At 40.5% G+C, this 24,937-nt stretch carries 26 protein-coding genes and 1 tRNA gene; 14 read left to right on the forward strand and 13 right to left on the reverse strand.

Going from position 1 to position 24,937, the window contains the following annotated elements:
• Positions 1 to 21: 21 nt before the first annotated feature.
• From AHMF7605_RS25915 to AHMF7605_RS25955, 9 genes are all read left to right on the forward strand, one after another.
• A complete protein-coding gene (locus AHMF7605_RS25915; RefSeq protein WP_106932853.1) occupies positions 22 to 1,653 on the forward strand; it encodes an OstA-like protein in 1,632 nt (543 codons plus the stop codon).
• Positions 1,654 to 1,731: 78 nt separating this feature from the next.
• Positions 1,732 to 2,571 (forward strand): outer membrane protein assembly factor BamD, encoded by an 840-nt coding sequence (locus AHMF7605_RS25920; RefSeq protein ID WP_106932854.1) that lies wholly within the window; start codon positions 1,732 to 1,734, stop codon positions 2,569 to 2,571.
• A gap of 214 nt (positions 2,572 to 2,785) precedes the next feature.
• Positions 2,786 to 3,109, forward strand: coding sequence for a DNA-directed RNA polymerase subunit omega (locus tag AHMF7605_RS25925; protein WP_106932855.1), 324 nt, complete (start codon positions 2,786 to 2,788; stop codon positions 3,107 to 3,109).
• An 8-nt stretch (positions 3,110 to 3,117) separates the two neighbouring features.
• A complete protein-coding gene (locus AHMF7605_RS30995; protein ID WP_106932856.1) occupies positions 3,118 to 3,678 on the forward strand; it encodes a flavoprotein in 561 nt (186 codons plus the stop codon).
• Positions 3,665 to 4,321 carry a phosphopantothenoylcysteine decarboxylase domain-containing protein gene (locus tag AHMF7605_RS31000; protein ID WP_106932857.1) on the forward strand — a complete coding sequence of 219 codons (657 nt, stop codon included), beginning with the start codon at positions 3,665 to 3,667 and terminating at the stop codon, positions 4,319 to 4,321. The genes AHMF7605_RS30995 and AHMF7605_RS31000 overlap by 14 nt, the downstream gene beginning before the upstream one ends.
• Positions 4,314 to 5,219 carry a type IX secretion system protein PorD gene (porD, locus tag AHMF7605_RS25940; RefSeq protein ID WP_106932858.1) on the forward strand — a complete coding sequence of 302 codons (906 nt, stop codon included), beginning with the start codon at positions 4,314 to 4,316 and terminating at the stop codon, positions 5,217 to 5,219. Before AHMF7605_RS31000 ends, porD begins: the two co-directional genes overlap by 8 nt.
• A gap of 266 nt (positions 5,220 to 5,485) precedes the next feature.
• A complete protein-coding gene (locus tag AHMF7605_RS25945; RefSeq protein WP_106932859.1) occupies positions 5,486 to 5,713 on the forward strand; it encodes a hypothetical protein in 228 nt (75 codons plus the stop codon).
• A 3-nt stretch (positions 5,714 to 5,716) separates the two neighbouring features.
• Positions 5,717 to 7,369 (forward strand): DNA repair protein RecN, encoded by a 1,653-nt coding sequence (recN, locus tag AHMF7605_RS25950; protein ID WP_106932860.1) that lies wholly within the window; start codon positions 5,717 to 5,719, stop codon positions 7,367 to 7,369.
• A 292-nt stretch (positions 7,370 to 7,661) separates the two neighbouring features.
• Entirely contained in the window at positions 7,662 to 8,474 is an 813-nt protein-coding gene (locus tag AHMF7605_RS25955) for an enoyl-ACP reductase FabI (RefSeq protein ID WP_106932861.1), read from the forward strand.
• 88 nt (positions 8,475 to 8,562) lie between these two features.
• On the opposite strand, the gene AHMF7605_RS25960 is transcribed toward AHMF7605_RS25955, so the two are convergent.
• Positions 8,563 to 8,766, reverse strand: coding sequence for a hypothetical protein (locus tag AHMF7605_RS25960; RefSeq protein ID WP_158267621.1), 204 nt, complete (start codon positions 8,764 to 8,766; stop codon positions 8,563 to 8,565).
• Between the two features lie 167 nt (positions 8,767 to 8,933).
• Positions 8,934 to 9,302, reverse strand: coding sequence for a cupin domain-containing protein (locus AHMF7605_RS25965; RefSeq protein WP_106932863.1), 369 nt, complete (start codon positions 9,300 to 9,302; stop codon positions 8,934 to 8,936).
• Positions 9,303 to 9,845: 543 nt separating this feature from the next.
• Here AHMF7605_RS25965 and AHMF7605_RS31005 point away from each other — a divergent pair.
• Together AHMF7605_RS31005 and AHMF7605_RS30870 are read left to right on the forward strand one after the other, a co-directional pair.
• Positions 9,846 to 10,247, forward strand: a complete 402-nt coding sequence (locus AHMF7605_RS31005) for a YtxH domain-containing protein (protein ID WP_106932864.1) — start codon at positions 9,846 to 9,848, stop codon at positions 10,245 to 10,247.
• A gap of 155 nt (positions 10,248 to 10,402) precedes the next feature.
• Positions 10,403 to 10,777, forward strand: a complete 375-nt coding sequence (locus AHMF7605_RS30870; RefSeq protein WP_262512373.1) for a YtxH domain-containing protein — start codon at positions 10,403 to 10,405, stop codon at positions 10,775 to 10,777.
• Between the two features lie 365 nt (positions 10,778 to 11,142).
• On the opposite strand, the gene lysS is transcribed toward AHMF7605_RS30870, so the two are convergent.
• The 7 genes from lysS to AHMF7605_RS26000 all read right to left on the reverse strand — a co-directional run bounded on the left by lysS (position 11,143) and on the right by AHMF7605_RS26000 (position 16,909).
• Positions 11,143 to 12,681, reverse strand: coding sequence for a lysine--tRNA ligase (lysS, locus tag AHMF7605_RS25980; protein ID WP_106932865.1), 1,539 nt, complete (start codon positions 12,679 to 12,681; stop codon positions 11,143 to 11,145).
• Positions 12,682 to 13,578: 897 nt separating this feature from the next.
• Positions 13,579 to 13,950: a VOC family protein gene (locus tag AHMF7605_RS25985; RefSeq protein WP_106932866.1), complete on the reverse strand. Its 372-nt coding sequence runs from the start codon at positions 13,948 to 13,950 to the stop codon at positions 13,579 to 13,581.
• A 70-nt stretch (positions 13,951 to 14,020) separates the two neighbouring features.
• The gene (locus AHMF7605_RS25990) at positions 14,021 to 14,833 is read right to left on the reverse strand and encodes a helix-turn-helix transcriptional regulator (RefSeq protein WP_106932867.1); all 813 of its coding nucleotides are present in this window, start codon (positions 14,831 to 14,833) and stop codon (positions 14,021 to 14,023) included.
• A gap of 17 nt (positions 14,834 to 14,850) precedes the next feature.
• A complete protein-coding gene (locus AHMF7605_RS25995; protein WP_106932868.1) occupies positions 14,851 to 15,561 on the reverse strand; it encodes a hypothetical protein in 711 nt (236 codons plus the stop codon).
• Between the two features lie 230 nt (positions 15,562 to 15,791).
• Positions 15,792 to 15,965 carry a hypothetical protein gene (locus tag AHMF7605_RS29980; RefSeq protein WP_158267623.1) on the reverse strand — a complete coding sequence of 58 codons (174 nt, stop codon included), beginning with the start codon at positions 15,963 to 15,965 and terminating at the stop codon, positions 15,792 to 15,794.
• 251 nt (positions 15,966 to 16,216) lie between these two features.
• On the reverse strand, positions 16,217 to 16,372 hold the full coding sequence (locus AHMF7605_RS29985; RefSeq protein ID WP_158267624.1) for a hypothetical protein: 156 nt from the start codon (positions 16,370 to 16,372) through the stop codon (positions 16,217 to 16,219).
• Positions 16,373 to 16,531: 159 nt separating this feature from the next.
• Positions 16,532 to 16,909 carry a helix-turn-helix domain-containing protein gene (locus tag AHMF7605_RS26000; protein ID WP_106932869.1) on the reverse strand — a complete coding sequence of 126 codons (378 nt, stop codon included), beginning with the start codon at positions 16,907 to 16,909 and terminating at the stop codon, positions 16,532 to 16,534.
• A 203-nt stretch (positions 16,910 to 17,112) separates the two neighbouring features.
• Here AHMF7605_RS26000 and AHMF7605_RS26005 point away from each other — a divergent pair, with 203 nt between their 5' ends.
• On the forward strand, positions 17,113 to 17,304 hold the full coding sequence (locus AHMF7605_RS26005) for a hypothetical protein (protein WP_106932870.1): 192 nt from the start codon (positions 17,113 to 17,115) through the stop codon (positions 17,302 to 17,304).
• Between the two features lie 154 nt (positions 17,305 to 17,458).
• Here the strand turns inward: AHMF7605_RS26005 and AHMF7605_RS26010 are convergent, their stop codons facing one another.
• Entirely contained in the window at positions 17,459 to 19,441 is a 1,983-nt protein-coding gene (locus AHMF7605_RS26010) for a tetratricopeptide repeat protein (RefSeq protein WP_106932871.1), read from the reverse strand.
• A 319-nt stretch (positions 19,442 to 19,760) separates the two neighbouring features.
• A tRNA-Leu gene (locus tag AHMF7605_RS26015) sits at positions 19,761 to 19,844 on the reverse strand.
• Between the two features lie 296 nt (positions 19,845 to 20,140).
• Here AHMF7605_RS26015 and AHMF7605_RS26020 point away from each other — a divergent pair.
• Complete coding sequence (locus tag AHMF7605_RS26020) at positions 20,141 to 21,133, forward strand: radical SAM protein (protein ID WP_106932872.1); 993 nt, start codon at positions 20,141 to 20,143, stop codon at positions 21,131 to 21,133.
• Positions 21,134 to 21,632: 499 nt separating this feature from the next.
• Here the strand turns inward: AHMF7605_RS26020 and AHMF7605_RS26025 are convergent, their stop codons facing one another.
• Positions 21,633 to 21,956 carry a hypothetical protein gene (locus AHMF7605_RS26025; protein ID WP_106932873.1) on the reverse strand — a complete coding sequence of 108 codons (324 nt, stop codon included), beginning with the start codon at positions 21,954 to 21,956 and terminating at the stop codon, positions 21,633 to 21,635.
• A gap of 255 nt (positions 21,957 to 22,211) precedes the next feature.
• Here AHMF7605_RS26025 and AHMF7605_RS26030 point away from each other — a divergent pair, with 255 nt between their 5' ends.
• Positions 22,212 to 22,679 carry a hypothetical protein gene (locus AHMF7605_RS26030; protein ID WP_106932874.1) on the forward strand — a complete coding sequence of 156 codons (468 nt, stop codon included), beginning with the start codon at positions 22,212 to 22,214 and terminating at the stop codon, positions 22,677 to 22,679.
• A gap of 490 nt (positions 22,680 to 23,169) precedes the next feature.
• Here the strand turns inward: AHMF7605_RS26030 and AHMF7605_RS26035 are convergent, their stop codons facing one another.
• Entirely contained in the window at positions 23,170 to 24,897 is a 1,728-nt protein-coding gene (locus AHMF7605_RS26035) for a RagB/SusD family nutrient uptake outer membrane protein (RefSeq protein ID WP_106932875.1), read from the reverse strand.
• Between the last annotated feature and the right edge of the window lie 40 nt (positions 24,898 to 24,937).

The raw sequence follows: 24,937 nt of genomic DNA on the forward strand, positions 1-24,937 counted from the left end.
TTGCGGCAATTATAATTTTGGATGAAACACACAAAGATATTTTATTCTCTTATCTTTCTCTTACTAACTTCCTTTTCTGTTTACGCGCAGCAGGAACAAATTCAATTAGTGGGTGCCGGTTCTTTACAGGGCGGAGTGAAAAATGGCGTACGGTTTAATCGGTTAATTTCAAATGTCCACTTAAAACAGAAAGAAACCGATTTGTACTGCGATTCCGCGCATCTATACCGCGAAACCAACACTGTAGAAGTTTTCAGCAACGTTCGGGTAACCCAAGGCACCTTAGTAATAACCAGTAACACGGCCGTTTACGATGGGAATAAGCGAAATGCTACTTTTCGGGGGAATGTAAACCTGCGCGACGAAAAAATGACCTTAACTACTCCTTCGTTGTTTTATGATATGGTGGCTAAAACGTCGCGGTACACTGAAGGAGGAACTATTCTGGAAGAAAGTAACACTCTTACGAGTCAGTTTGGCTATTACAATACCATTACCAAATTGCTGGCTTTTAAAGGAAATGTACATTTAATCAGTCCCGACGCCGATATAACCTCCGATACCCTGCAGTACAATACGCAAAGTAAGCTGGTTTTTTTTGTGGCGCCTACGCAAATTAAAAACGAAGATGGATTACTAACCGCTAAAGGCGGAACGTACAATACGGTTACGAAAGAATCCATTTTTAGGGGTTCGCGGGTGGAAACTCCGGATTACCTCGTGGATGCGGATTACTCCGTTTATGATCGGGCGGCGCAATATTTATACGCTAGTGGCAAGGTTAAATTAACCTCGAAAGACCCGGATAATAAAACGGTTATCACCGGCCAAATTTTACAAAGCTGGAAAAATATTGGTAAAACAAAGGTTTACGGAAGCCCGGTAATGCGATCATTGGTTTCAGAAGATACTTTATATGTGTCCGGGGATACCTTAATTGCTATCAATCATGATAAAGTGGCGAAACAAAAAGATCCTAAGTTGAAAGATTTTATTTATGCGTATTACGATGTGCGCATCTATAAATCTGACTTACAGGGAAAATGTGACTCGCTTACGTATAGCGTGAACGATTCTATTATGTACCTGAACCGGAACCCGATTGTATGGAGCGAGAAAAGTCAATTAGTGGCCGATAGTATGGAAATATTTATTCGCCGTAAAACTTTGGACCGGATGAACCTATATAGTAACGCGTTTATTATATCGGAAGATACGCTTCAAAATTTTAACCAGGTAAAAGGCCGGAATATGGAAGCTTTTTTTAAGGAAGGGAAGCTGGCTAAAGTAAATGTAAACGGAAACGGCGAGAGCATTTATTTTGCTTTAGAAGGAGATACGGCAGTTACCGGAATGAACCGCAGCATTTCCAGTGATTTAGTTTTAAGATTTAAAGATAGTAAACTAAATACTGTATCCTTACTCACAAATGCGGAAGCTAGTTTTATTCCGCCCCACGAGCTAAAAGAGCCAGATAAACGCTTAAAAGGTTTTAGTTGGCGCATCGAAGAACAGCCCACCAAGGAAATGGTTTTAGCCAAGAGAACGCCCAAGCAGGCAACCCCTAAGCCAGAAAAAGCATCTGCCATAAAAACGGAACCAACCCGTAAGAAATCGCTGTTTAAAAAGAACCAAAAGCCGAACCTACAATAGAATTTTGCAAGTAAGCCGTTCTACTACCAGTTGAAACAGCTTGCATATAGGAACTAATTTTTCTAATTTTGTCCATCCATGACTAGAATCTCATACATAGGAGTTATACTTGCCTTTTTTACGCTGGTATTAAGTGCCTGCAGCGATTACAACAAAATCCTGAAAAGCACCAGTGCTGAAAAAAAATACGAAGCTGCCTTAAAATATTATGAAAAGCAGGATTATTACCGGGCCAGTACTTTGCTGGAAGAGTTAATTCCGGTTTTAAAAGGAAGACCAGAGGCGGAGAAGGCCCAGTTTTATTTTGCTTACACCCAATTTTACCAGCGGTCTTATCCTTTAAGTGCGTTTCACTTTAAATCTTTTTACGATACGTACCCCCGTAGCGAATATGCCGAGGAGGCGCTTTTTATGCACGCTAAATCGTTGTACCGCGATTCTCCGACTTTTAATCTCGACCAAACCAGCACTTACACGGCCATTGAAGCTATTCAGGATTTCCTGAATCGGTATCCGGCCAGTAAAATGAAAGACGAAGCAGATAAAATGTACCAGGAACTTTCGGCGAAAGTAGAGCGGAAAGCTTTTGAAAGTGCCCGGATTTACGCCTCTATGCGTTACTACCAGGCAGCCGTTACCGCCTTTAATAATTTTCAGCGAAGTTTTCCTTCTTCTAATTATAACGAAGAGGCTTTGTTCCTGAAATTGGAAGCTCAATATAATTTGGCTGAGCGCAGTGTAACAGAAAAACAGCGCGAACGTTATTTCGAAGCAGTAGCTTTTTATCAGGATTTAGTAGATAAATACCCCAAAAGCAAATACCTGAAAGACGCCGAAAACTTCTATGATAAAAGCGTTAAACAACTGGAAAGACTAAAAGAATCTCCTGCTAAAGCAGCTAATACAGCTAGTAAATAGGTATTAGGTCTTATGTTATTTAGTAGTACGTTTTACGTTAGCTGCTTATAAACCGTTAATTAAGAAGTAAATAGAATAAATTTTATAATAATTGAGTTAGCTAGGTTGATAGAATGTAATAATACAAATGGTGCTTTAATTGATTTTTACCCAACTTGTAACCTATAACTTGCAACTTTTCAACCTTTTAACCTTACAACAATAAACTAAATATATGGCAGTATCATCATCCATTATTACCCGCAATATGGCCGATTTCGCCAACGAAACGGGTAACGTATACGAATCAGTAGCAATTATCTCAAAAAGAGCAAACCAGATTTCGGTTAAAATTAAAGAAGAGTTAAACTCTAAATTAGCCGAATTTGCTACTACCGTTGATAACTTAGAAGAAATTTTTGAAAACCGCGAGCAAATAGAAATTTCTAAGTACTACGAGCGGATGCCAAAACCTACTAACCTGGCCATCGAAGAATTCTTGGAAGGTAAAGTGTTTTTCCGTCGGCCAGATATGGAAGAAGAAACTTCTGGTTTATAAAAAGCTGCATGCTGCGGCATAAGAAAATTATTTTAGGAGTATGCGGGAGTATTGCGGCTTACAAAGCAGCGCTACTCACGCGTTTATTAGTAAAAGCAGAAGCGGAAGTACAAATAATACTTACGGCTTCTGCTTCTGCTTTTATTACGCCTTTAACTTTAGCTACGCTTTCGAAGCGCCCGGTTCTTACTAATTTTGTGCAGGACGAGTCCAGCGGACAATGGACAAACCACGTAGCTTTGGGTTTGTGGGCCGATGCCTTGCTGGTAGCACCAGCCAGTGCCAATACCATTGCCAAAGCAGCTAACGGATTTTGTGACAACTTACTTACCGCCACTTATCTTTCCGCGCGCTGTCCGGTATTCTGGGCGCCGGCAATGGATTTAGATATGTATGCCCATCCGGCAGTACAAAGTAATTTTGCAAAGCTCCGTTCCTATGGAAATACCATAATTGAAGCCAGTTACGGCGAGTTAGCCAGCGGATTAGAAGGGCAGGGACGACTAGCTGAGCCGGAAGAAATACTCGAAGTTCTCCAAAAACATTTTGAAGTCAGTGCCATTGCTTAAAGGTAAAACTGTTCTGCTTACGGCCGGTCCTACCCAGGAAGCGCTCGATCCGGTCCGTTATATCAGCAATCATTCTACGGGTAAAATGGGCTACGCTTTAGCCGAGTGTTTAGCGGAAGAAGGAGCAATAGTGTATTTAGTATCTGGTCCAACTGCTTTAAAGGCACATCATCCCCTTATAAAAACTTTTCCGGTAATCTCCGCCGAACAAATGTACCAGCAATGCCGACAATTGGCCGAACAGGCAACTATTTGGGTATTTGCCGCCGCCGTGGCCGATTACCGTCCGAAAAAACCATCTCTTAGTAAAATAAAAAAAAACGAAGATATTTTAACAATTGAGATGGTAAAAAACGTTGATATAGCAGCTACCTTGGGTCAAACCAAAAAACCAAATCAGCTTTCGGTGGGTTTTGCCCTGGAAACGGACCAGGAAATAGAAAATGCCCGAGCCAAGCTGGTAAAGAAAAATTTTGATTTAGTTATTCTTAATTCTCTGAACGATTCGGGCGCCGGCTTTCAGCACGATACGAATAAGATTTCGATCATCGAAAAAAATAAAATTACTAAATTTGAGTTAAAGCCGAAAAACGAAGTAGCCCGCGATATTGTACGATTTATAAGTGAAAAAATACATGCTTAAATACGTGTTTGCTCTTGCCTTAAGCTTCTTTTTAGCTTATAGTGTTACAGCGCAAGAACTACAATGCGAGGTAATTATTAACGACGACCAGGTAACGGTAACTGATAAACGGGTTTTCCGGGATATGCAGCGCGATATCTTTAATTTTATTAATAATCAGCGCTGGACTTCTACTTTATATAAACCAGAAGAACGCATTCAAGCCCGGATGCTGATAACCATTACCAGTGTTCCGACGATAGGGAACTATACGGCTACGGTTCAAATACTTTCTGCCCGGCCAGTCTATGGTACGGGTTACGAAACTACGGTACTTTCTTTCTTCGATAAAGATTGGGCTTTTGAATACAACGATGCTCAGCCGCTGCAATTTTCGGAAAATTCGTATACCTCTCAATTGGCTTCATTGCTTACTTTTTATTCTTACCTGATGATTGGGTTGGATAACGATAGTTTTTCGCGGTTAGGTGGTTCGGCTATGTACGACCGGGCAACAAATGTGCTAAACAATGTGGCGGCTCAAAATTTAAATGCACCGGGCTGGAAAGCCTTTGAAGATACGCGTAACCGGTATTGGTTGCTAACTAATTTGCAGGACCCACAGATAGAACCTTTCCGGACGGCGGTATACAATTACTTCCGGCAGGGAATGGATATTTTTATTCAGAAACCGGCCGATGCCCGCACGAATATACTAAAGGCAATCAAAAGTATTCAGCAGGTAGCGCAGCGTAGGCCGGGTACCGCTATTATCCGATCGTTTTTCGACGCTAAATCCGACGAGATTGTTTCTGTTTTTAAAGGCGGTGCTCCCGGCGATAAACAAGCAGTATACGCTATTTTGTCCGAATTAGATCCTACTAATATTACTAAATACCAAGTATTATTGCAAAAATAGGTAAGTAAGTTAAGAGTTATAAGTTTAAAGTTATAAGTTATGTTTTTGACTATAACTTAGATCTAACCCAGCTTACTATACTTTTACCGTTAAGTTGTTTGTAAAAGCATCTAGCGGCAACAGAACGGACATTGTTTTATTTAAAATCTACGCCTGTATTCCAAATCGGACCTGATATTCTATTTTTAATTAACAAATATTTATATACATATTTAGTTAAGCGTTAACTCATAACTCTAAACGCATAACTTTTAACTCAATAAAGCGTGGGTAAACGGCAATTCCGAATCGGTCAGAAAGATTTACTAAACAAATCAGACGATTTATTGGGCCGGAAGATACAAGTAATTTTAAATAATAATCGGGTACTTAGTGGCTCTCTGGAAGTTTTATCGGCTTCGGAATTATTACTGAAAGATGCCCGCTTTAATTTGCACCGTATTTCGCCAAACGACGTAAGGGAGGTGGTATACGACCAAGAAACATTATACTAAAGAATGCTGGTTAATTTACGGATAAAGAATTACGCTTTAATTGAGCAATTAGAGCTGCAACCTTCGCCGTTGCTGAATATAATTACGGGGGAAACGGGGGCCGGAAAGTCGATTATGCTGGGAGCAATTGGTTTGTTGCTGGGTAATCGGGCAGATACCAAGGTGCTCTTTAATACCGCCGAAAAATGTGTGGTAGAAGGAATTTTTGATATTTCGTCGTATAATCTCGAAGAATTGTTTAACAAGGAAGATGTAGATTACGATAGCCAGTGTATTTTGCGTCGGGAAATTACTCCCACCGGAAAATCCCGGGCTTTTATCAATGATACTCCGGTAACTCTGGATGCCCTACGTACTATTGGCGCTAACCTAATGGATATTCATTCGCAGCACGATACGCTTTTGCTGGGTGATACCGCTTTTCAATTAAATATAGTGGACCTGTACGCGGGAAATAATGGAATAAAAGAACACTATCAAAACACCTATCGGCAGTACAAAAAACTGGAAAGTGATTATAAGAAGCTGGAAGCCGAACTAGCGCAAGCCCAAAAAGAACTAGATTATAATACTTTCCTGCTGAACGAACTGGAAGAAGCAAAACTGGTTGAGAACGAACAAGAAGAACTCGAAACGCAACTAAAACAACTGGAGCACGCCGAAGAAATTAAATTAAAGCTGAGCCAGGCTCTACAATATCTGTCGGAATCGGAATACAATGTAGCTGTTTCGTTGAAAGATGCTTCTTATTTGCTGAACCAGGTAACACCTTATGGCGAACATTTCCAGGAATTAAAAGAACGCTTAGATTCTTGCCTGATTGAAATAAATGATATTGCGGCAGAAGTAGAAACAGCCGAACGGAGGACCGAAGCCGATCCGGAAAAAGCAGAACAAACCCAGGAACGCTTAACGCTTATCTACAACTTACAGCGCAAACACCAGGCCCGGGATAATGCTGAATTATTGCAAATTCAAGCGGATTTGCAGCAAAAAGTAAGCAGCGTATTAAACCTCGATGAATCCATTAGTCGCACTAAAAAGCAAATGGATATTGCTTACGAACAAGTAACGCAGTTAGCTGGTCAGCTTTCTGAATCGCGGCAGTTGGTTTTTCCTAAGTTTCAGGAAGAAATACACGCTTTACTCGCCGAACTGGGAATGCCTAATGCCCGGATTGTTTTTCAGCACGGAACCGGTTCACCTACGGCTACCGGAATAGATGTCATCAGTATTTTATTTAGTGCGAATAAAGGATCAGCACCGCAAACTTTAAGCAAAGCAGCATCGGGAGGTGAATTCTCCCGGCTAATGCTTTGTGTAAAATATCTTCTGGCCGATAAAACCGCTTTGCCCACTATTATTTTCGACGAAATAGATACCGGTATTTCCGGGGAAATTGCGGTAAAAGTAGGGAAGATGATGCAGCAAATGGCTAAAAAGCACCAGTTAATTGCGATATCGCATTTGCCGCAAATGGCGGCGCAAGGTAATGCGCATTATTTTGTGTATAAAGAAGATCGGGCCGATCGTACTATTAGCCGCATCCGGGAATTAAGTGAAGAAGAACGGGTAAAAGAAATTGCGATTATGATTGCCGGGGCTAACCCGAGTAACCATGCCTTCCAAAGCGCCCGGGAGTTATTAGCCCTTTAGGATGCCTGAATCGCAGATTTACGCGGATTACACAGATTATTTTGGGTAGTTTGTAAGAATAATAAACATAGAGTTAGGTAATGCCAAAATTGCTCTGCGAATGTGGATGTATTTTCACACCACCTATACAATTAAGAATCCGTGCAATCCGCGGAAATCCGCAATTCAGACTTTAAAGCTCGAAAAATTTGCTAAGGTAGTATATCATTTGCGCAGATTTGGTAATATTGTGGCACAGAATGGTTCTTTAAGAAACCAATTCACCTAAATTAAACTTCTAACGATACACACTATGGCGTATAACCTGCTGCAAGGTAAAAAAGGGATTATATTTGGTGCCCTCGACGAAAAATCAATTGCTTGGAAAGTAGCACAGCGTGCCCGCCAGGAAGGAGCAGAATTTGTTTTAACGAATGCTCCTTTGGCCATGCGGATGGGAGAAATAAAAAAACTGGCCGAAGAATGCCAGGCGCAAATTATTCCGGCGGATGCAACTTCCGTGGAAGACCTGCAAAATTTGTTTACCCAGGCTCAGGAAATTTTGGGTGGTAAAATTGACTTTGTGTTGCACTCTATTGGCATGAGCCCAAATATCCGGAAAAGTAAAGCTTACGGCGACTTAAATTACGAATGGTTTCAGAAGACTTTGGATGTATCGGCTTTATCGTTTCATAAAGTAATGCATGTGGCGGAAAAGCAAGACGCCATGAATGAGTGGGGTTCTATTGTAGCCCTGTCGTATATTGCGGCTCAACGCGTGTTCCCGGATTATACCGACATGGCCCAGGCAAAAGCCATGTTAGAATCTATTGCCCGTTCATACGGGTATCGTTTCGCTAAACTTAAAAAAGTACGGGTAAACACCATTTCTCAGTCGCCGACTAAAACTACGGCGGGTACCGGCGTAGGAGGTTTCGATGCTTTCTATGAATACGCCGATAAAATGTCGGCGTTGGGCAATGCCAGTGCCGAAGATTGCGCTAATTATTGCATTACCTTGTTCTCGGATTTAACCCGTATGGTTACCATGCAAAATTTAATGCACGACGGGGGATTTTCAAGCGTAGGTATTTCAGAAGAAGTAGTAGCTCAAATGAGTAGATAGATCTCTTACATAATTACACCAAAGAAGCGGCAAATAGCTATTTGCCGCTTCTTTGGTTTTTCTACTAACCTATATCAATCTTTGTAAATTATCTCTTATACTGGATTGAATAAAAGAGGCTTATTTGTTCTTTGTCTTTGGAGCCTTTTTCAGGCTCCATTCTGCGGCGCGGATGCGGTTTGAGAAGTAGGCTGTTTGCCTCCTGGCCGGCGGGCTTCGTTTGACTCTTCCGGGCGGGTGTCAATTGCTCGTAGTTGGAGCTTACTACCATAATAGTATTTAGTAAATGCATTTAATTTATTTCAAATGATATTCTCAGACAGAACCTCCTAAATTACAAAAAGGAATTATAAGTTAAAACGAGTTTCCCTTGTACGGGAAGATTGGTATTACCTTTTAATAGTGTACCCACCGCTTAATTTGTAACTTGCAATTTGCAACGTATAACCTGCAACCTATTTATTCTCCTTCCCGGTGTACCGTACTTATATCAAAAGCGGGTACGCACACCGACCAATATTCCGTTTCTTCGTCGAAAGGATTGGAATACTTTACTCTTGCCCCTGATTTTACCAGGAGCGTTTCGCCGGCGGTTAATTCAATTACTTCGCCGTCTACTTCAATCTGCTTACGGCCGCGGATAACAATGGTAATTTCATCAAATTCCGGTTCCTGGTGTGGCTCGCTCCAATGCGGCGGCGCAATCATATGGGCTATACTAAACTTAGCTGATCGGGTAGAAGCAAGACCAAAATGTTCCTCAATTAACTTATTATCAATAGTGGGTACCCGGAAAGGTTTAGTCTGCTTAAAATATTTTTGCTCCATTTTATCGTATTTAGTAAGCGGAAAGATAAGGGGTATACTTGCAAATAAGCATTAAGGTACAATAATTTTTAGCGTTCCCGTCAGCATTTATAAATATTGGGAGCTAACCTATATAATCTTTCAGCACCGAAGTTGTAATTGGCTCTGGTTAGTTAAAGAACAAACCTATTTTTCTGAACCAAGTTATATTTTAATTCCGCGAATTTCACCGGAAGTATAGCATTAGATTTATAGGTAATTGTATAGCAGTATTAGGGCCGATTAATATTAGTAAAAATGTTTTAAAAATTTTACAGACTCATAGAGTATCTAACCAAGTAAAAAGCAAGTTGTTTCAGATAACCAGGCTCTATGGTAAAAAAATAATTTACCAATTTATATTCTCTTTGTTCACTAATATACTTGTGGCTTAACTATTAAAGTATTGTAGCGTATAGAGAGTGCAATTAATACATTGCCCGATAGTTGTTCATGCAACGGCTATTTTTTAGTTATAATTTTTTTAGTCTATTCTAAAAATTAAAACCTAAAATTAATAAAACTATGATGTTGAGAGTAAAAGACAAAAGCGGTAAAGTAATATTAGCCGCCGTTGCCGGACTAAGCGCCGGACTTATTGCCGGCTTATTAATGGCGCCTGAATCAGGTAAAGATACAATTAGTGCTCTGAGAAACAAAGCTTTAGATTACGGTGATCAGTTAGAGGATGCCGTCCGGAAACTGATGCGTCGGTTAGAAGGCGAGAATATTACTGATACCGGTAGTAGTTTGAAAATGCAGGGAGTCTGGGACGAGGTTAAAGGTCGTTTGAAAACCAAATACGGCGATTTAACCGATGAAGACTTGGCGTACGTAGAAGGAGAAGAAGATAAGTTTTTGGGTAACCTGGAATTTAAATTAGGAAAAGGCAAAAAAGAGCTGCGCCGGATAATCGAAGAAATCTAATCTGGAATTTATCAGAAGTAGGAATATTTTACAAAGTTCTTACATTTGGATAATTAAAACATTCTGGACGTATTATCGTTAGTAATCCTTTAAGTAATGGTAAAACGCCATTTATGATGAAATTGAAAACTAAAAAATTAAAAACTTACAACACTATGAAAGACAATAGCGGTAAAATTATCCTTGCCTTGTTAGCAGGGGCAAGTGCAGGAATAGTAGCTGGTTTATTAATGGCACCGGATAGCGGTACTGTATCCAGAGAAAACCTGAAAAACTACGCCGGTAAACTAAGTAAAGATCTGGAAAAAACTTTCCAGGATAGCCTTTCTAAAATTGATACCAATGCTATTTTAAGTTCTATTGGCTTAGGTGGTAAAGGCGGCGATACTGGTAACAGTGATGCTGGCGGATCAGCAGCGGGCACTGGAACAACAGGTGGTGCCGGTAAAAAAGCGGGTGGTGCGGGTGTAGCCGATGCCGGTGCTGAAGGCGCCGGTGGATCAGCTGCCGGCGAGCAAGGCCATTCTTAAAAAAGATGAAACCCTAAGAATTTATTTTCCGTATAAACAAGAAAGGTTGATTAAATAGTAAAGAGTGAAGTAAAATTGATGAATTCTTAGCAAATTAGATATAGAAATAGGATGTAAATTTTATGATGTAGTTAAATCGCTAAAGAAGAAAACTTAAAACGTTTTTTATCATAATAGTAACTCTAAAGAAATTATTTAATCAACAAAAAAAGCCTTCCCTTCAAAAAGGAAGGCTTTTTTATTGGCCTTAATTTTTATTTTTTAAAAAAACAGCTCTACTCTTAAGTAAGTCCTTCTAAAAGCAGTAAAGCAACCTTGAGTCAATCAAAAGTTTACCGAAGTTTTTAATTATCCATTACCAATCTTTATTCTTCTGATTGATCTTCTGTTCTTTCGGGTTTCATTTGCGGGAAGAACAATACATCCTGGATGGATTTAGAGTTGGTCATGATCATGCTCAACCGGTCAATACCAATACCTAAACCAGCGGTTGGTGGCATGCCGTACTCCAATGCCCGTAAAAAATCCTCATCCAGAACCATGGCTTCGGTGTCGCCGCGCTTGCCGAGCTCTAATTGTTCTTCAAAACGAGAGCGTTGGTCGATGGGGTCATTCAGTTCCGAGAAAGCATTACAAATTTCTTTACCGTTGCAAATAGCTTCGAACCGTTCTACCAAGCCGGGTTTACTGCGGTGCTTTTTGGCTAACGGCGACATCTCGACGGGATAATCGGTGATAAATGTAGGCTGAATCAGGTGCGGCTCGCACATTTCGCCGAATATCTCATCAATGATTTTACCTTTTCCTAGATTTGGGTTTAAATGAATGTTTAAGCTCGCGGCAGTTTCCCGCAACTGCGGCTCTTCCATCTCCGCAATATCGATTTTGGTAAAATGCGCAATGGCCTCGAACATGGTGAAACGTTGCCAAGGCCGCTTAAAATCAATGATATTTTCGCCTACTTTAACTTGGGTGGTACCGTGCAAATCCAGCGTAATTTTTTCCACCATTTCTTCCACCAGGTCCATCATCCAGTAATAATCTTTGTAAGCAACGTACAGCTCCATTTGGGTAAATTCCGGATTATGGAACCGGCTCATGCCTTCGTTCCGAAAATCTTTCGAAAATTCGTACACGCCATCAAAACCACCCACAATTAGCCGCTTTAGATACAGTTCGTTCGCTATTCGCAGGTACAAAGTCATGTCCAGGGTATTGTGGTGGGTTTTAAACGGACGCGCGGCAGCCCCGCCGTATAAAGGCTGCAGAATGGGCGTTTCTACTTCCAAGTAACCGCGGTTGTTTAAATAAGAACGCATAGAATTAGTGAGCTGGGTGCGTTTAATAAAAGTATTGCGCACTTCCGGATTTACCACCAGGTCCACGTAGCGTTGGCGGTAGCGCAATTCAGGATCAGTGAAGGCATCGTAGGTTATTTTATTGCCTTGCTCATCCACAACTTCTTTTACAACGGGTAAGGGTTTTAAAGATTTGCTCAGCAATTTTAACTCGGTAACGTGCACCGAAATTTCCCCTACCTGCGTGATAAAAACATACCCTTTTATGCCGATAAAGTCGCCGATATCGAGCATTTTTTTAAATACAGTATTATACAAATCCTTATTCTCGCCGGGAGCAATATCGTCGCGCGACACGTAAATCTGAATGCGGCCCGTGGAATCCATGAGCTCGGCAAAGGAAGCTTTTCCCATGATGCGGCGGCTCATGAGGCGGCCAGCCAAGGCTACCTGCTGGTAATTATTTTGTTCCGGGTGATAATTTTCTTTTATTTCTTTGGCCCAGGCATTTACCTCAAATAATTCGGAAGGGTAGGGGTTAATGCCCAATTTTTCCAGCTCTTCGCGTTCGTGGCGGCGGCGGAGTTCTTGTTCGCTTAAATGCATGCGTTTAAATTTTAATTACCTAAAAGGTATACAAGCTGCAAAATTGATAAATTATTTGGCATGTATCTATATTAATTTGGTAAATGCCGGAAAAACTTTCGGGTAAGAAGGTGGTAAGAACAAGTAAATTTGACGGAAGGCTGGTTTATTTTATTTAAAATACCTATATTAGTAAGGCCTATACTAAAACAAAATGGTTAAAGTATAACATTTAGCTAAGCGTATAAGCTTTAGATAGTATTTAGTGGTAGGTGATTGGAATAATTTTTTGGAAGAACAAACGGGTTGATTAACAATAAAATTTTAATCAATAAAGTAATTTATTAAGGAAACAGTTAGTAGAAAAAAACATTTTGGCGGCTTTTTAGTTAAAGGTTTTATCGTGACTAGCCAGTAAAGATGCTTGTTTTGTAACCTGCCAACTAAATACTTATTACGTAAAAACTTTATTATTTTAAAATATTCCCGAGAGAGACTATGGGTGTTTTCGGACATTCGTAGTCTCATCGCTTTTTCAGGGGTTTAAGTCAAGGCAGCTCCTCTTTAAAACTGCCTTGAAAGAGATATCATTTATACTTATTTGAAATGAATAAGCTGTATTTAGCATATGTTTTTATTAGAAGCTAAATAAACCGTAGCTACTAGCAACTGACAGCCATTTGGCTAGGAAGGGCCTTTAAAGGTTCCGGTGCTTGAGCATTCCGACATTAGGAGGAAAGGAAGCTTAGAGACCGGAAGAGCCAAACGGGACCCGCCGGCCACGAGGCAAACCGGGTACTGCTCAATGAAGATAGCCCCGTCACCTGGAGACGGGCACCGGCTCCAAAGACAAACAGCTACTGTTATCTTTCCAAATACATCTTAAAAGATTCTATCTTGTAAAATTTCCATTTAAAATTAGTGAATAGAAGTAATCCACCAGACATTACCGGTAGGATCGGTTATGCCGCAAGTACGGCCGTAATCCTGGTTCGATAAAGGCATAATGGTTTCGGCCCCGGCGTTTACGGCTTTTTGGTAGGTTTCGTCGGCGTTGGCTACGTACACAAACAAATTAGCCGTATGGGCTTTCCACTCCTCGGTAGCATCGCAGAACATAATAGTAGAATTATTGATTTGAACTTCGGCGTGCATTAGTTGGTGCTCGTTTCGTTTCCGCTCCAGGGTAAGTTCGGCGTTAAATACTTGCTGCACAAAGCTGATAAAAGCGCTGGCGTTATTCAGCATTAAATAGGGCATGACTGTTTGGTGTCCGTTCGGAATATTCATAGGGTTTGAATTAGTTTAGGCGCAAGGTAAAGCACTTTATTATTCCAGAATTGGAAAAATCCGACATTTTTCAGCCATCTCTGTAAGCACTTTCGGCGGATTGACCCGAAAAATAGAGGCGGGGATGATGACCCGAAAATTCTTTAAAATCGTGAATAAAATGCGATTGGTCGTAATAACCACAGGCGTAACTAATTTGAGTCAAGGATTTTTGTTGGTTGCCGTATTCGTTTAAGGCCGCCTGAAAACGAATTATCCGGGAAAATAACTTCGGGCTAAAACCGGAATGCGTTTTAAAAGTACGTTCAAATTGCCGGGGAGAAAGGCTGGCTTGTTCGGCTAACTGGTTTACGGACAGTAAGCCTTTGTTCTGAATAATAGCTTGAATGCTCGCAAAAACCGGCGGCGGTTGCTTTATATAATTTTTACTTAACTTTTTTTGCAGAAATCCGGAAAGAAGCTGCCTACGGGTATTATTATCCGGCGCCGTCATTATTTTATCTTCCAGGTCTTTACCTTCGGCGCCCAGCAAGCTAGCCATATCGGGCATTTGGTTTTTAACTTCCACGGCCGGAATAGAAAAAAGCTGGGTTAAAGCAAAAGGGTACAAATAAACCCCGAAAATGCCAAAGCCTTGCTCAATAGCAAACCGCCGGAACGTTTGCGATGGCCCGTGTAAGCCGGCGGTAAAAGATTTTTCTGTTTTGTCAGCGGCTACTAATTCGTTAAACTGCCCTTTATAATGAAAAATTAATTCGGCGCAGCCGTCCGCCATCGACCGGTGAATGTAAGGCTGGCTAACCGAAGCCTCACTCTCCAACACCCAAAAAAAACGGACGTACCGGGCTAATTCGGGCGCGGGCGGTAGAGTATAATAAATCATACTAATTGGGCGAAATACTAGTTCGTTAAACTCCGGCAATAGTGCAGTAATTGTAAAAGAGCTTTTTCGTGGTTCACGTTAATTTTATTCGTTTTGATATACGCCGTTATTTCGTTTTTATAGAGAGGAAAAGCGTTTAACAGAGTAGCCTTGCTAACCGGATGAACCAGACGGTTTTTATCGATGATAAAGTAGCTATTCTCTTTTACCAGCAGCAAATTGCCTTTCGGCTCCAGTTTCTTTAGTTGTCCGTTTGCATCGGTATAATAGCTGTACTGGCGAATGGCAGAAACCGCCGAATTTTGATCGTAGCCGGCTTGTTTCCCGTTTCGCAGCACTTGAATACTTTGCTTCACGGCCAGGTTGATGGGTTTAAAGTAATCTATTACTCGCAGGTACCCGATTTTGGCCTGGTAATAAAAAGTATCCGGCGCGATAACCACCATTTTAATTAAATATTCATCGGATAAAGAAAGGGTATCGTTTTGCGGACTAATAAAATGAATTTCATCGAGCAAAAAGTTATAATTTAATTTACCCGCCGCCTGAGTGCCATTGTTGTAAGTAATGGTGCCGGCATTAAACGCGGGGTACTGGTATTTTTGGTTATTCGGAATTTTTTTTGCCAAATTATCGCCCGTAGTAATCTTCGTGAATTTAGAATTTTGCCCCAACAAAGTATAGCTGCCCAACAGCCACAAACTAACGAATAAGATAAATTTTTTCATGATTAATCCATTAGCGTAGAGCCAATTTTTGCAGCAATTTTTAGCCAGGTAAATAATCTTAAATATTCTTCCCCAGGCTTAAATATAATCAAGCTATTGAAGGAATGCTACGTTGAGAACGATTCTTATTAACTGCTTTTAAGGTGAAGCAGATAAACGCCAAGAACTCGAACTTAATGAAGGCTAACTTGTCAGGAAAGAAAAGCAATAATAGAAGGAAGAATTTTAATCTAAAACCGGTATTTTCCAGCAATACCAATTCCTAAGCCCGCTTCTTCTAAGGTCTGAACAGAGCCAAAGCGAATTTCGGGTTCCAGAATAAATTGCTGGTTTAAAGGAATAACGCGGCTCACTTTGGCTAAGAAACCAATTCTAACCTTCGGGTTTACTTTAAAATTCTCCACCTCAACTAGCGAGCCCGATTCTTTTTGCCGCCATCCTAGGTAGTAATCAAAGGTGGGACCAACTGAAAAATTAAGTATTCTGGAATAGTACTTATATAAAAGAGGCAAAACCAGGCGCCGTTGCGAAACAATAAAATGATAAGATTGCGAACCACTAGGGCCTGTTTGAGTTATGTTACCAATGGTGAGTTCTGTACGATAAAACAGGCCGGTTTCTCCACCGCTGTGTTTCGTGCGTTGTTTTTCTGCTGTTAACCAAATGTTGGCCGGAAGGAGCCTGGGTAAAGCTCACCGTTTACATTCAAACCGATTAAGGTTTGTTTTTGAGCGTTAGCCGAAAAAGCCAGCGCGAAACAAAACAGAATACTTAAAGCTACTCGCCGGGTTAAAAGGTTAACATTCATCATAATTTTTATATTTTTATCATCTGTAAACTACTTGCCCTAGCTTTTTAATGGTCGCTAGAGTGCCATTAGCAAATTAATATGCCGTAAATAAACCTTAGAATGTAAGACTAGTACTCAGAGTATAAAAGAAAATCCCAGCAGATATTGCTGGAGTTTTTTTTACGCCGCTGCTAAAACTTGCTCGTTTATAAATACTTCCAAGGGCAAACCTAAATGCTTGTGCAGGCGGTAAATCTGTTGAATGGTAAAGTATCTCTTTCGGTTTAATATTTCCGATACGCGGGATTTAGGCCCAATAAATGGCTCTAAATCTTTATTGCTCCAACCCTTTTCTTCCATAATATATTTAATAGCATCAATCGGATCGGGTAGTTCAATGGAGTAATGCTTTTGTTCATAAGCATGCACTAAAGTAGTAAGTACTTCCAGCGCATCATCTAACTCGGAGCCTGGTTCGGGGTCCATGTCAAGCAACTTATCCAAGTGCTTAATGGCTTCTTGGTAATCATGCTCGGTTCTAATGGGGGAAATTGTCATCTGATTCTATTTATTTAAGATCAACAAAATAGCATCTTAATTTTACAAAATACTGAAACAATAAGTGTACATCTTGTAGTATATAAGTCTATATATGTATGAAAATTCATACATATACTGAACGAAAGAATCTGATTATAATCTTTTTATAAAAGCAGCCTTATTCAGTATTTGTTTAAATAGGTTAATTGTAAATCAAAATCGTGAAATTAAGAGAGAAGTATAGCCAATTGCAAGATGAGGAATTTGTACGGTCAATGGTGATTAAATCCGTTTATGGCTCGATGCAGCTAGAAAACCAAGGTGTTTCAATGGACAGATTACAACAAATCTACACCCAGGTGAATCAAGAAAGAAAGGCTATAGCAGAAAGAGAAAAGAAAAACCCTTATTGAAACACAATCTTAAAGCCAATTACCCCATAAAACAGCAGTTACTTATTGGTGAACTTGGAGCCTTCCTCTTCCGAGGATACGAGCATGGCCATAAAATCTTCTAATATTTTGCGCATAATAGCTTTATTAAAATAGTATGACCCATCAAGCTTATTTACCCTCTGAGCTTTTTAATAAGCTCTAAAATCTTTATATGTGTCTCTTGAGCCTCTATAAATTTTTTTTGCTCGTAGAGAGCATCTTTTAAACCAATATAGTTCTTAATTAGGCTTTCATAATTTTCTATTTCTATGTTGATTTCGATAGCTTTTGTGAACATCTCTTCTGCATCCGCATACTCTTCTTGTTTTCGTAGTATATTTCCTAAATTTCCATAATCACTTGCTATACCGCTTTTTCTTCCAAGTTCTTTTTCAATTTGCAGACTTTTTTTAATCATTTCTTTGGCTTTATCAAATTCCTCCTTTTTCTGAAAGATTATTCCGAAATTCCCATAAACAAGTGCTAAGCCTTCACGGCTTCCAAGCTTTTGGTTTAAAACTAAAGCCTTATTAAGCAGCTCTTCTATTCTATTTAAATTAACCTTGGTTTGACGAAAGTCATCTTTAGCTTGGAGTGTCATTGCTAGATTTACATAATCTAAACCAAGGCTTTCAGAATCTCCGAGTTGTTGGTGAATAATCAAAGATTTGTTAAGCATCTCTTCAGCTCCCACAAAATCTTCTTTGTATACTAAAATTTTTGCCAAACTACCATAATTCGCAGCTATGCCTTCTTGTCTTCCAAGTTTTTCTTCAATCTCTAAGCTATTTTTAAAAATCTGCTCGGCTTTGGACAAGTCAATACCATCGATATAAAGGTTTCCTAAACTTCCATAGGTTGAAGCCATTCCTGTTAGATTTCCGAGTTGATGGTAGATTTCTAAACTTTGAGAATACAGTTCAATGGCTTCTAGAATTTTACCTTGATTTGTAAGAAGATTCGCTAAGTTGCCAAGACAAGCTGCAATCCCTTCCTGGTTCTCAATCGTTTCGTAAAATTTTAATGCCTTCCTATACATTTGTTCAGCAATGGACCAATCCCCTTTGGCTAGATGAACTATACCTAAACTATTGAGACTAGAAGCAGTACCTTCATAATTATTTAACTTTTCATAGATTTCTAATGCCTTGTTATACATCTGTTCGGATTCTTGCCAATCTCCTCTGTCTTGAAGAAGATTTCCTAAAGTTTTCAATGCATATGCTTCGTTTAAATTGTCTTTTGAATCACGAGTTAACTTTAGTACTTTTTGTACCATGTGCAGCGCTTGATCAATACGGCCAATCCTAGTTAAAAAATTAGCATAATTTAGTAGCTGGAATACACCAGGCTCATTAACTAATGCTTTAGAAAATTCAATTTCAGCTTGTACTAATTGCCCATTGTCAGCAAGTTGCCAAGCATTTGTTATTCCTTCAACTATCTCAGTGGTTACATTTAACCTATAACTAGAAATTTTTTCTTCAGGTGTAGTAACATTGGGTACATAACTGGCGTCTATGATTTTTGAAGTAGTAGGCGTGCTAATTATTTTGTCACTCTTTGGTAGATCAGTTAAATCATTTATCCATATTGCTAAATGATTTTCAAGTATATTATTGAATTCACGTGTAGTAGTAAAGGTACCATAGCCAAGTATTTTCTCAGTAGTCTCAAATTTCTTTCTAAAAGCTAATACTTTTTTTAACTGGGGACCCGCATCACTTAACTGATTAGCGTTACTAATGGACTTAAACAATACAATAATATCTCTCATTGGGAATTCTTTACTATCATAGCATTCCCTTGCCACATTAAATTCTTCCTCAGTTCCGGAGGTTGCATTATATGCATTTTTACCGGGATTAGAACCCCATCGATCATGTAATACCATTATAAAATAATCACACTTTCTTATTTCCTCATTAATGCGAGCCTGAGCTCTTCCCATACCAGCAGGCATTTCTTCGTAACGTATTGCTTCAAATATTACTCCTCTGCGTTTAGCTTCCTTGGTATTATAATTTTCAATTGCCTTTTTAAAACTATCGCGTTCTTTTTTAAGATTTCCAGGAGAAGCAATGAAAATTTTATACCCTTTAAGTTCAAATGACATTAATTAGATTTTACAATAATTGAAAGATAGACTATGTACCCCTTCTAAATATAAGCATTTCTTCAATTAAGCTAAAAGTTTCTATAGTTAATTTAAGATAATCTTAAGTTAACTATAGGAAATAGTTCGAAATTTCCGGAATATATCCCCGAATTATTATCTTTGTATCGCTAGATAAATCAGTGGACCAGATGCCACTTTAAAACTATCTGAAGTTTTTAGGATGGTATTTTTATTTATAGGAAAGTTATTTTTGAGTCAATTTTTACAAACAAAAAGCCTTGCAAATCAATTATTTACAAGGCTTTTTTGTTATAAGTACCCAGAGCCGGGGTCGAACCGGCACAACCGTGAAGTTATTGGTGTTTGAGACCAACGCGTCTACCAATTCCGCCATCTGGGCAATTTGTAGCTTCCTTTCGTAAGCCAGGCTGGGTTAAACGGCAGTAAATCCGCGGCCATTGTTTTACGATTGGGTTGCAAACTTAGATAAACTTTCGGGAATACGCAATAGATTTTTATTCCTAAAATAATAAAAATTCACCTTGTTCCCCGAAGTTATAGGTTACGGCCTGCTTGCTCAGAAATCCGCGATTTCGCTAAATTTTTTTCAACTTTATAACCTTCCTACTTTTCAACCTTTAAACTCAATTTAACCTGTAACTTGCAACCTGTAACTTGCAACCTGCAGCCCCTAACATGCGCCTTGTTCATCATCCGGTTTTGTGCAATTATTACGTGACGTACCGCTGTAATGCCCGGTGTTCGTTCTGTGATATCTGGGAAAAGCCATCGCCGTACATTAAATTAGCCGATGTAGAGCAAAACCTGCGGGATTTACGGGAACTCGGCGTGCGGGTAGTAGATTTTACCGGCGGCGAACCTTTGCTGCACCAGCAAATAGATCAGTTTTTAGGGCTGGCACACGACCTGGGTTTTATTACCACGCTTACTACTAATTGCCTGTTATATCCTAAATGGGCGGAGCGCTTACGAGGGAAAGTAGATATGCTGCATTTTTCGCTGGATGCGGCCGATAAAGACTTACACGACCAGGGCAGGGGAGTAGCTTGTTTTGATTTTGTGCAAGAGTCAATTCAAATAGCGAAAGCTTTAGGCGAACGGCCCGATATTTTGTTCACCGTTTTCAGCGAAAATATCGACCAGGTAGAACGGGTGTATACTGAGATAGCTTTGCCTAACCATTTAATGCTGCTCCTGAATCCGGCCTTTTCGTACAATACCGTTGAAACCGGCGCACCTTTAACTCTCAATGAACTAAATTATCTTTCGACATTTGGCAAGCGTCGGAACGTATATCTAAACGAAGCTTTTATGCAGTTGCGGCGGGAGGGTGGCAATCATATTACCGCTCCGGTTTGCAAAGCCGCCAGCACTACGCTGGTTATTTCGCCGGAAAATGAATTAATTTTACCTTGCTACCATTTGGGCCAGCAGAATTTTCCGATTGACGGGAATTTAAAAAAATTATACCAATCCGAGGAGGTACGGCAGCTAATTGCATTAGAGGGGCGTTTGCCGGCTTGTGAAGGTTGCACCATTAATTGTTACATGCAGCCTAGTTTTGCCGTTGAGTTAAATTCTTATTTCTGGAAAGCCTTGCCCAGCACACTTAAATACAATTGGCAAAAAGGCACCTGGAAGCGGTTGCTAAAACAGGCAATTACCTGAATCGCGGATTTTCGCCGATTATACGGATTATTCAAATTACTTTTTAATGCCTCAGGTAAAACAGGGAAGTCAGTTAGCTTAATACTTATGTAGGTTGTTGTTTTTGGCAGGATAATGTAATCATCCCTAACCTCCTTCGAAGGGGGACTATCTTCTTAACTGGACAATCCACTACCCTCAACCTCTCCTTATCCAAGGTGAGGAGCTTTTTTACATTTACCAATTTCCATGTGCCAGATCTGGTTTGTTATTTCTCTTTGGTAATTTCTCTTTGGTAATTTCTTTAGAACGCAAAACCTTCTTAAAATTAAATTTTAAGCCAAAGTTTGTAAACAAAAGCTCCCCGCCTTGGATAAGGAGGGGTTGGGGGTGGTTGATTGTTAAGCCCAGCAATTACTTAACAGTCGTACCTCCGAAGGGGCCTTTTCAGGATGGCTCTTTTCTTAACATATCTCGTTACCAAAATACTTAGGACAACGGCATAAAAACGGTTAGAATTTTATATTGGCTCCACTGGCAATTCGTACAATTCGGCGTAATCATGGATTAATCTGGCATTTGATTGCGCATATCCTTTCTCCGCCAGACTCAACAGACTATCTTCCCCACCCCCGCTTATAATATCAATGTAAATGAATGAAGCTGCTTTTTTTAAAATGACTATGTTCAGGTGAGCGGTCAGGTCTATCAGAAGAAGATTGTTACTTATAAGAATGGACATATCTTCGCCGTGGTTTTCGTAATCAAATTTTCCATCCTTAATTAAGTAATTTACCAGTTGGTCTAAGTTCGTATCTGTTAGTTTTAACTTTAAGGTTGTCATTATGATTGCTGTTAAGTGGTACTTGGTTGGGTTAAAACCTCCAGGGGCTGAATACTAAAGGTAAATGATTTCAAAGTAAAAGAGGCAGCAAAGGCGGTATTATTGAAATTCAGGTGATATACAGGTATAATACTTCGGAAAAATTTACTTGATTAAGGTTCATTTGTCAATAGCAGTACCGCTAAGCTTTTTCTTTGGCTTTCTAGTTTACAATACGTATCTAGGGGTACTTAAAAAATCTTAATCAATTCGGGCATGTATCCTACTTTGTTAGCTTTGCACTCCTGGGTGCGGTGGTTGGTTTTAGCAAGTTTGCTTTTAGCGATTTTTACGGCGTATAAAGGTTGGTTCACGAATAAAACATTTACCCGAACCGATAATTCTATCCGGAACATCGCCACCAGCTTGGCGCATATTCAAATACTACTCGGGCTTTTTTTGTATTACCTGAGTCCGTTAACCACTTATTTTTTGCATTATTTTAAAGATGCCGTTCATCAGCGAGAATTCCGGTTTTTTGGTATGGAGCACAGTTCCGTCATGTTTCTAGCTCTTGTTTTAATTACCATAGGTTCGAGTAAAGTGAAACGCTTAACTACCGACAAAGAAAAATTTAAAACTATGGCGATTTGGTTTACCATTGGGCTGATTCTTATTTTTTCGTCTATACCCTGGGCATTTTCGCCGTTAGTACACCGGCCTTATTTTAGAGTTTTTTGGTGAGAGAGGTTTTTTAGAATGTGGCAGTGGCTGAATTGGGCTTTTACAAGCTATCATATTTATTACTAGATAGAAATTTGTAAAAAGGGGAAAGAAATCGTTAACTGCTTTTACTTGGAGCCTTTTCAAGTCTCCATTCATTGGCGCTGATGCGATGGAACGGTAACCCGTTTGCCTCGTGGCCGGCGGGCCTCGTTTGGCTCTTCCGGGCGGGAACGTGCGCAGCACGCCCCTACACGTCGGAATGCTAAAGCACCGGAACCTTAGAAGGCCCTCCACCGCCAAACTGGTGTCAGTTTTACTTAGCTACTGTTTCTGCTAAATAACGGTAGTTGCATTTATAATAGAATCTATTTTGTTTCTGGTCGGTATAATATAGTACGCTCAGGCGGATGTTGAAATTAGATTTATTTTGGAAAACTTTTTTGGTGATTAGCATTAATAAAAAAGGCTCGTTTAAGTAACGAGCCTTTTTTGTGAAAGTGGGAAATTTTTAATAGCCGGGGTTTTGGGTTAAAGTATTTTGTCCGTTTACCTTGCTGTTAAATATTTCCTGCAGCGGAATGGGGAAGTATTCGTGTTTACCCGGCACAAACTGCACGCCGGCCAGGTAAGATCGCTTCTTCGATTCGGTGGCGTAGTAGTTGTTCAGGGTTACGGCGGCAATGCCCCAACGGACTAAATCAAACCGGCGGTGGCCTTCCATCCCAAATTCCAGGCGCTCTTCAAACTGCACGGCTTTCCGGGCTACGGCCTGATCGGTCCAGGGAGCACTATACTCGTTGATAACGTATTGGGCGGCTGGTGTACCATCCGCATTTTTTACATAACCGTCGGGGTTAGCGGCTCTTCTTCTGATTTGGTTGACGTAGCCACGGGCGGCTTCCAGATTGCCCAACTCTGTTTCCACTTCGGCTAACCACAATAATACGTGCGAATACCGGATCAGGCGGTAATTATTCGCGTTTAAGCGCGGGTTGCCGGCAAAGGTATTGGTGCCCACATCGGAACGGTACATAACGTGTTTTTTCGGCGAGTAAGGACCACCGTAGGCTTGGTCGCGCACGTAGGTTTTGCCCGGATGCACGCCCCAGTCCAGGAACGGAATGCCCCGGCGGCCAACCGTCCAATCGAGGCGGGGGTCTACGGTGCCGTTATAAGGCGTAAAAGGTTGCGTAGCTTCAATGCCCTGGTCGCTGGTTACGTCTTCGTTGTTAAAGGTATCCAGTAGGGGTAAGCCATCGGCTCCGGTTTTAAAGGCATTCACCAGGTTTTGTGAAGGCTGGAAGAAACCGCAGCAAGTGGTAACGCCACCACCGCCGTACGGATAATTTAAGGTAGAACCAATATTGCCGTTTTCGCCGCCGGAAGCCCCATCGTTCACGGAGTATTGCACTTCAAAAATAGACTCGGCGTTGTTGTTGGTTACCGCCCGGAAATTATCGTGGTAACGGTCCATTAACCGGAATTGGTTGCTGGCGACAATAGCATCGAGCAAAGTCTTTGCTTCGGCGTATTTTTTCTGGAATAAATAGGCTTTGGCCATGGTGGCACCCGCGGCCCATTTACTTGCTCTACCCACTTGCGTTTGCTTTACCGGCAGGTTCTCGTACGCAAAAGTTAAATCGGCCATAATTTTAGGCCAAATATCTTCGGTATTGGGTTTTTTGGTGCTTTCCAGATCGTTGGGGTTGTAGATGGTTTCGTCGATGTACGGCACCATGTTAAACATTTTCTTCAGTTCGAAGTGGTAATGTCCCCGTAAAAACCGGGCTTCAGCCGTAATTTGCAAACGTTCGGCATCGGTAACATCGGTAACTTTCGCTAAAGTTTGTAAAACATCGTTGGTGCGGGCAATCCCGTCGTACATTCCCCGCCACTTGCCCCGGAAATAAATATTATCCGAAGAGATATTCCCTTGCTCAATTAAAGAAATAGGAGGTTGATCGCCGGCTATTGTTCCTTTATACGCATCATCCGAAGCCACACTGCCATATACCCAGTTATCGGCCCCTACCTGGTAAGAACGATACGCTCCTTCGGGCGTAGCCCAGCCATCCAGCAAAGAATAAGCGCTAACTAATAAGGAATTAACTCCTTTATTGGTGGTTAAAGCGTCGATCGTGAGAGCGGCTTTCGGTTTTACGTCCAGAAACGAATCGGAGCAGGAGCTTAATATACTGAGTAAAATGCCGCTGCCTATAATTATACTTCTTTTCATTTTTTTAAACTTGTTTGATTTATACAAAAATTAAATCAAG

The sequence above is a fragment of the Adhaeribacter arboris genome, assembly GCF_003023845.1.
GTDB lineage: Bacteria > Bacteroidota > Bacteroidia > Cytophagales > Hymenobacteraceae > Adhaeribacter > Adhaeribacter arboris.

Bases quoted from the DNA above. Each gene is read 5' to 3' on its own strand.
- AHMF7605_RS25925 (WP_106932855.1), top strand. From the start codon at position 2,786: ATGGCAGTATCATCATCCATTATTACCCGCAATATGGCCGATTTCGCC.
- AHMF7605_RS25995 (WP_106932868.1), bottom strand. From the start codon at position 15,561: ATGAAAAAATTTATCTTATTCGTTAGTTTGTGGCTGTTGGGCAGCTAT.
- porD (WP_106932858.1), top strand. From the start codon at position 4,314: ATGCTTAAATACGTGTTTGCTCTTGCCTTAAGCTTCTTTTTAGCTTAT.
- AHMF7605_RS29985 (WP_158267624.1), bottom strand. From the start codon at position 16,372: ATGATGAATGTTAACCTTTTAACCCGGCGAGTAGCTTTAAGTATTCTG.
- AHMF7605_RS26035 (WP_106932875.1), bottom strand. From the start codon at position 24,897: ATGAAAAGAAGTATAATTATAGGCAGCGGCATTTTACTCAGTATATTA.
- AHMF7605_RS25960 (WP_158267621.1), bottom strand. From the start codon at position 8,766: ATGCATTTACTAAATACTATTATGGTAGTAAGCTCCAACTACGAGCAA.
- AHMF7605_RS25965 (WP_106932863.1), bottom strand. From the start codon at position 9,302: ATGGAGCAAAAATATTTTAAGCAGACTAAACCTTTCCGGGTACCCACT.
- recN (WP_106932860.1), top strand. From the start codon at position 5,717: ATGCTGGTTAATTTACGGATAAAGAATTACGCTTTAATTGAGCAATTA.
- AHMF7605_RS30870 (WP_262512373.1), top strand. From the start codon at position 10,403: ATGAAAGACAATAGCGGTAAAATTATCCTTGCCTTGTTAGCAGGGGCA.
- AHMF7605_RS25990 (WP_106932867.1), bottom strand. From the start codon at position 14,833: ATGATTTATTATACTCTACCGCCCGCGCCCGAATTAGCCCGGTACGTC.
- AHMF7605_RS26025 (WP_106932873.1), bottom strand. From the start codon at position 21,956: ATGACAACCTTAAAGTTAAAACTAACAGATACGAACTTAGACCAACTG.
- AHMF7605_RS25955 (WP_106932861.1), top strand. From the start codon at position 7,662: ATGGCGTATAACCTGCTGCAAGGTAAAAAAGGGATTATATTTGGTGCC.
- AHMF7605_RS26030 (WP_106932874.1), top strand. From the start codon at position 22,212: ATGTATCCTACTTTGTTAGCTTTGCACTCCTGGGTGCGGTGGTTGGTT.
- AHMF7605_RS26000 (WP_106932869.1), bottom strand. From the start codon at position 16,909: ATGACAATTTCCCCCATTAGAACCGAGCATGATTACCAAGAAGCCATT.
- AHMF7605_RS25920 (WP_106932854.1), top strand. From the start codon at position 1,732: ATGACTAGAATCTCATACATAGGAGTTATACTTGCCTTTTTTACGCTG.
- lysS (WP_106932865.1), bottom strand. From the start codon at position 12,681: ATGCATTTAAGCGAACAAGAACTCCGCCGCCGCCACGAACGCGAAGAG.
- AHMF7605_RS30995 (WP_106932856.1), top strand. From the start codon at position 3,118: ATGCTGCGGCATAAGAAAATTATTTTAGGAGTATGCGGGAGTATTGCG.
- AHMF7605_RS25915 (WP_106932853.1), top strand. From the start codon at position 22: ATGAAACACACAAAGATATTTTATTCTCTTATCTTTCTCTTACTAACT.
- AHMF7605_RS26010 (WP_106932871.1), bottom strand. From the start codon at position 19,441: ATGTCATTTGAACTTAAAGGGTATAAAATTTTCATTGCTTCTCCTGGA.
- AHMF7605_RS25985 (WP_106932866.1), bottom strand. From the start codon at position 13,950: ATGAATATTCCGAACGGACACCAAACAGTCATGCCCTATTTAATGCTG.
- AHMF7605_RS26020 (WP_106932872.1), top strand. From the start codon at position 20,141: ATGCGCCTTGTTCATCATCCGGTTTTGTGCAATTATTACGTGACGTAC.
- AHMF7605_RS31005 (WP_106932864.1), top strand. From the start codon at position 9,846: ATGATGTTGAGAGTAAAAGACAAAAGCGGTAAAGTAATATTAGCCGCC.